Source organism: Azoarcus sp. TTM-91, assembly GCF_012911025.1.
Lineage (GTDB): Bacteria > Pseudomonadota > Gammaproteobacteria > Burkholderiales > Rhodocyclaceae > Azoarcus.
Window position 1 is genome coordinate 1 of sequence record NZ_WUEI01000188.1, and the last position, 5,301, is coordinate 5,301.

Sequence of the window (5,301 nt, forward strand, 5' to 3'; positions counted from 1 at the left end):
CCCAGCCCTCAAACCGTTTCCAGCGCCTCTCCCAGGAACCGCTCCACCGCTGGCGCCGCCGCGAACGCCACGTTGAAGCGCATCCACGGGCTGGCCTGCATCTGCGGGCTGAAGACGCGGCCCGGGGCGAGCATGATGCGTTCGCGGGCGGCCAGGGTGGCGAGGGCGCCGGCGTCGTCCAGGCCGGGCGGGCGGGCCCACACGAAGATGCCGGCCTTGGGCTCCAGGAACACCGCCAGCCCCACCCGCTCCAGCATGCGCAGCGTGCCCTCGGTGGCCTGCGCCAGCCGGCCCTGCAGGCGCTCCACGTACTTGTGGTAGTGGCCGTCGGTAAGCATCTGGTAGACCAGCTGTTCGTTGAATTCGGACGAGGACACGGCGGTGAGCGTCTTCACGTCGGTGAAGGCGGCGAGCAGGTCCGGCCGGGCGGCGAGGTAGCCCACCCGCAGGCTGGCGGACAGCGTCTTGGAGAAGGTGGCGACGAAGACCACCCGGTTGAGCTGGTCCAGGTTGGCCAGCCGGGTGCCGGTCTGCGGGTTGAGGTCGGCGTAGGTGTCGTCCTCGATGATGAGGAAGTCGTGCTTTTCCGCCAGCTGCAGGATGCGGAAGGCGACGGCCGGCGACAGGCTGGAGCCGGTGGGGTTGTGCAGCACCGAGTGGGTGAAGAACACGCGCGGCTGGTGGTGGGCCAGCAGCGCCTCCAGCGCGGCCACGTCCGGGCCGTCGATGCCGCGCGGCACGCCGACCAGCTTGGCGCCCAGCAGGCGCAGGTTGCCGAAGAAGTTGAAGTAGCCGGGGTCGTCCACCAGCACGGTGTCGCCCGGCTTCACCAGGTGGCGGGCGATGATGTCCAGCGCCTGGGTGGCGCCCTCGGTGAGCAGGATGCGCTCCGGCCCGGCGCCTATGCCCATCTCCGCCAGCTGCACCTGCAGCTGCCGGCGCAGCGGCAGATAGCCCTGGGGCACGCCGTAGCCGGTGAGGCGGGCATCCTTGCGGCGGGAGAGGGCGCGCAGGTGGCGGCGCAGGCCGGCTTCGTCCAGCCAGTCCGCCGGCAGCCAGCCGGCACTGGCCTTGATCTGGTCCGGGCTGTCGTCCAGCGCCTGGCGCATCAGCCAGGCGACGTCCACCGCGCGGTCCCGCTCCGGTGCCGGCGCGCTCTCGCCGTAGTCGCGCCGCTGCGCCACGTAGAAGCCGGAGCCGCGGCGCGCCTGCAGATAGCCCAGCGCCACCAGCCTGTCGTAGGCCTCCACCACGGTGAAGCGGCTGACGGCGTGCTGCTCCGCCAGCTTGCGTATGGGCGGCAGGCGCATGCCGGAGCGCAGGATGCGGTCGTCGATCTGGCCGCGGATGGCGGTGACGATCTGCTCCACCAGCGGGGTGGCGCGGTCGTCGTCTAGGCTGAGGGCGAGCATGGTGTCGGTGGGGCGGAGTGCGAGGCGGTGTGGGTTGAAGGGCGCAGGCGCTTGCGCGCCGCCGGGTTTGCTGCCACCGAGGAGGCGCTGCGGACGGCCTGCCGGTCCGGCCGGACGCGGCGGCGGCATGCGCGCGACGACCTTGCCGGCGACCAGCACTGTACTGGCGGAACGACCGGTACGCTTCGCCGGAACAGCTGTGGAATCGTCTCTTTTTATCCTGGAATTGTCCGGTAGTGTCTGGTCCGTGTCGGGCACTGTCAAGCAAGCCCGTGGGGATGGAGATGAGAACGAGGAAAGCTGGCCTGCCGGCCTTGGCGGCCTTGCTGGGCCTGGCGCTGCTGGCGGGCTGCGATGCCGGCCGGCAGGTGCTGACGGCCGGCGTGCCGGCGGGACGCGGCGAAGTGGCCTGGCCGGAGCGGCAGGTGCTGTTCCGCCACGAGGCGGCGCAGGGGCGCCTGGAGGCTTATGCCCTGCGCGGCGGTATCGCGCCGCTGGGCGCGGTGCAGCTGCCGGCGGCGCTGTGCCCCGCCGCGATGGCGCTGGACCCGGCGAGCGGCCGGGTGTGGCTGTGGGGTGAGCGCGGCGGCGTGGTGGTGGATGGCCGCGGCCTGCGGGTGGTGGAGCACTGGCAGGGCGGCGGGGTGCGCCTGCCGCTGCGGGAGCTGGCCGGCGGGGAGGGCGCAGCCGGTGTGCCGGCACGCATGCAGATGGTGGCGGTAAGCCTGACGCCGCCGCAGGACGGGGCCTGCCCGGTGGCGATGGTGGCGGAGGCGCAGCAACAGGGGCGGGGCGTCGGCCCGGCGGACGGCGCGCGCTGAGATGCAAGCCCGGCGCATTTATCAACCCGGCAGTTGCATGCACAACAGCCGTTCGGGCTGAGCTTGTCGAAGCCCGCTCTCGGCGACGCCCTGCGACAAGCGCTAGGCGAACCGGCGCTCTTGCTTGATTGCCGCGTTAATTAACACGCCCGGCGCGGGCGCTTGACGCGGGGCCCCGCTTGCCGCCGGACGGGCCGGCGCGGCCTTCCGCATCATCCCCGCAGGGCTTTTGCGCGCTATGCGGTGTTCCCGGCTTTCGTGCTGACCGCTTTCTCCAGGCAGGCGGCTGCCGCTTCGCCTCCGGCGGCTCATCCTGCATTGTTGTCAGGGCAATGCCGGGCCCGGCGTTGGTACCCGCGCCGCTGCCGGCTTCCTCCGCTTCAGCCCTGCGACGCGCGCTCGTCGTAGCGGCGCTGGGCGTCCAGCACGGTCTCGATATGGTGCTCTGCCCAGCTGGCCAGAGGCTGGAAGGCGGCGGCCAGGGTCTGGCCCAGCTCGGTCAGCGAGTACTCCACCGTCACCGGCACGGTGGGGAAGGCCTGGCGGTCTATCAGGCCGTCGCGCTCCAGCCGGCGCAGCGTCTGGCTCAGCGCCTTCTGCGACACGCCCTCGATCTCCCGCCGCAACTGGTTGAAGCGCAGCGGGCCGGTGCCCAGCAGGCTGACGATGAGCAGCGCCCATTTGTCCGCCAGCCGGTTGAGCACCAGCCGCGCCGGGCAATCCTTGGCATAGACGTCGTAGCCTGCGCCCGCCTGGGCGCCGGGGCCGCCACAGGGCAGGAACGCGCTGCTGGCGGCTTTCCCGGCTTCCACCGCTGTCGGGGGGGTGTTTGCGAGGGGGCTCGTACCCGGTGGGGGAGGCATTGTTGTTTCCACGGTATCTCCAGGGTAACCAACTGACTGCATGGTGACTTCTTGTGGTGCAGGTATCAAAAATATACCTTCTCTCCCGCAGATTCCATCCCCCGGGCTTGCAACCCTCCCCGAAAGACAAGAAGGAGTTCCAAGTGAGCAAAGCTGTCGTGGTGTATTTCTCCGGCTACGGCCATACCAAGCGTGTGGCGCAGGCGGTGGCGGAAGGGGCCAAGGCCGAACTGATCGAAGTGGACGCCGAGGGCAACATCCCGGAAGCGGCCTGGACCACGCTGGACGGCGCCGACGCCATCATCCTCGGCGCGCCGACCTACATGGGCTCCGCGCCGTGGCAGTTCAAGAAGTTCGCCGACGCCACCTCCAAGAAGTGGTTCGTGCGCGAATGGCAGGACAAGGTGTTCGGCGGCTTCACCAACAGCGCCAGCCTGAACGGCGACAAGGCCGTCACCCTGATCCAGTTGCAGACGCTGGCCTCGCAGCACGGTGGCATCTGGGTGAGCTTGGGCCAGCTGCCCTCCAACACCAAGGCGGCGACCCGCGACGATGTGAACAACCTCGGCGGCTCCGTCGGCCTGCTGGTGCAGAGCCCGTCCGACGTCGGCGCCGAGGACATCCCCTCCGGCGACATCGAAACCGCCAAGCGCTACGGCGCCCGCGTGGCCGAGGTCGCCAGCCGGCTGCGCGGCTGATGGGCGGCTTGGGTCAAGCCGGCGATTGAATGAGGCGGGTGCCGCGCGGGCCGGGGGCTTCGGCAAAGCCGGAGATCGCTCCTTCGCCGGACGCAGCGCAGCTTGTCCTCTGAGGGTGGGTTTCCACCTGACGCCGGTTTGATCGGCTTGAAGCGGGCCGCCCTGTCGCGGCCCGCTTCAACCGCGAGCTTCAACCGCGAGCTTCAACCGCGAGCTTCAACCGCGAGCTTCAACCGCGAGCTTCAACCGCGAGCTTCAACCGCGAGCTTCAACCGCGAGCTTCAACCGCGAGCTTCAACCGCGAGCGCGGCCGTACTCAGCCTGCCGCCGCCCGTATCGGATGGCCGCCGTGCGCGGCGCGGATCACGCTCTGATCCACCAGGCGGGAGACGTCCACCTCGGTTTCCGCGCCCAGCGTGCCGGCCTCCTGCGCCAGCGCCACGCCGGCTTCGAACACCTCCGGCGAGATCCACAGCATGCCCCGCTCGGCGGCGTCGCCCGCGGTGATGTAGGGCAGCATCATGCGCGCCTGGGCGATCTGCTCTTCCAGCCGGGTGCCCGGCGGCGCGTATTCCGCCACCATGATGCGGGCGGTTTCCTCCGGGTTCCTCACCATCCAGTCCCAGCCGCGGATCAGCGCGCGGGTGTAGCGCACCAGCAGGCCGTGGTGCTGCTCCAGCGTGTCGCGGCGGGTGATCAGCGCCTGGCCGTAGCCCTGGATGCCGATGTCGGCGAAGGGCAGCACATGCGGCTCGAAGCCGGCGCCGCGCAGCGCCGGCACCGCGGTGGTCGCCCAGCTGTAGTAGGCATCCACCTGTCCGGCGGCGAGCAGGCTGGGGTCGCTGCCCACCGGCACCAGCTTCACCGCCTCCGGGTCCAGCCCGGCGCGGCGCAGCAGGGCGACGATCTGGCCGCGTATGCTGCCCGGCACGCCTATGGTCTTGCCCGCCATGTCGTGCAGCGAGTTCAGCGGCCGCGCGGCGGCGCTGATGAGGCAGCCCGGTTCGCGCTGCAGCACCGCGGCGAAAGCGACCACCGGCTGGTCCTGCAGATAGCCATCTATCATGCCCGGCACATTGCTTTCGCTGATCAGGCTCTGGCCGCTGGAGACCAGGGTGCGGTAGTCGGTGCCCGGCCCGCCGGAAGCAAAGCTCACCGCCAGCCCTTCCTCGGCAAAATAGCCCTGGTGCAGCGCCATCAGGTTGCCGCCGAACTGCACCCCCTTGAGCCAGCCGAGCTGGTGGCTCACCACCGCCTCTCCGGCCGGCGCGGCGGTGGTGCCATCGCGCGATACCACCCGCACGCTGAGGGCGCCCAGCCCGGCGGCGGTAAGCGCGCCCAGCCCGGCGAGGGCGAGGCGGCGACGGCGGTCCACCCGGCTGGGGGCGGGAGCAGAGGCGGGCAGGGCGAGGGACTTCATTCGGACTCCAGGTTTGCTGCATTCAGCGCTGGCATCGGGCAAGCGCAATACCGTTCAGATCGGGGGCTGTCTTTCTCCCCTCTCCCC

The 5,301-nt window shown here is 70.6% G+C and carries 5 protein-coding genes; 2 read left to right on the top strand and 3 right to left on the bottom strand.

What is annotated here, in order from left to right; all coding sequences use genetic code 11:
- Positions 1-8 precede the first annotated feature (8 nt).
- The gene (locus GRF61_RS23175) at positions 9-1,412 is read right to left on the bottom strand and encodes a PLP-dependent aminotransferase family protein (protein WP_133595230.1); all 1,404 of its coding nucleotides are present in this window, start codon (positions 1,410-1,412) and stop codon (positions 9-11) included.
- A gap of 284 nt (positions 1,413-1,696) precedes the next feature.
- Between GRF61_RS23175 and GRF61_RS23180 the strand changes: the two genes are divergently transcribed.
- On the top strand, positions 1,697-2,233 hold the full coding sequence (locus tag GRF61_RS23180) for a hypothetical protein (RefSeq protein WP_169152978.1): 537 nt from the start codon (positions 1,697-1,699) through the stop codon (positions 2,231-2,233).
- A gap of 380 nt (positions 2,234-2,613) precedes the next feature.
- Here GRF61_RS23180 and GRF61_RS23185 read toward each other — a convergent pair whose 3' ends face one another.
- Positions 2,614-3,045: a helix-turn-helix domain-containing protein gene (locus tag GRF61_RS23185; protein ID WP_348982468.1), complete on the bottom strand. Its 432-nt coding sequence runs from the start codon at positions 3,043-3,045 to the stop codon at positions 2,614-2,616.
- Positions 3,046-3,239: 194 nt separating this feature from the next.
- Here GRF61_RS23185 and GRF61_RS23190 point away from each other — a divergent pair, with 194 nt between their 5' ends.
- On the top strand, positions 3,240-3,794 hold the full coding sequence (locus GRF61_RS23190; protein ID WP_169152980.1) for a flavodoxin family protein: 555 nt from the start codon (positions 3,240-3,242) through the stop codon (positions 3,792-3,794).
- Between the two features lie 316 nt (positions 3,795-4,110).
- On the opposite strand, the gene GRF61_RS23195 is transcribed toward GRF61_RS23190, so the two are convergent.
- Positions 4,111-5,214, bottom strand: coding sequence for an ABC transporter substrate-binding protein (locus GRF61_RS23195; RefSeq protein ID WP_169152981.1), 1,104 nt, complete (start codon positions 5,212-5,214; stop codon positions 4,111-4,113).
- Positions 5,215-5,301: the final 87 nt, after the last annotated feature.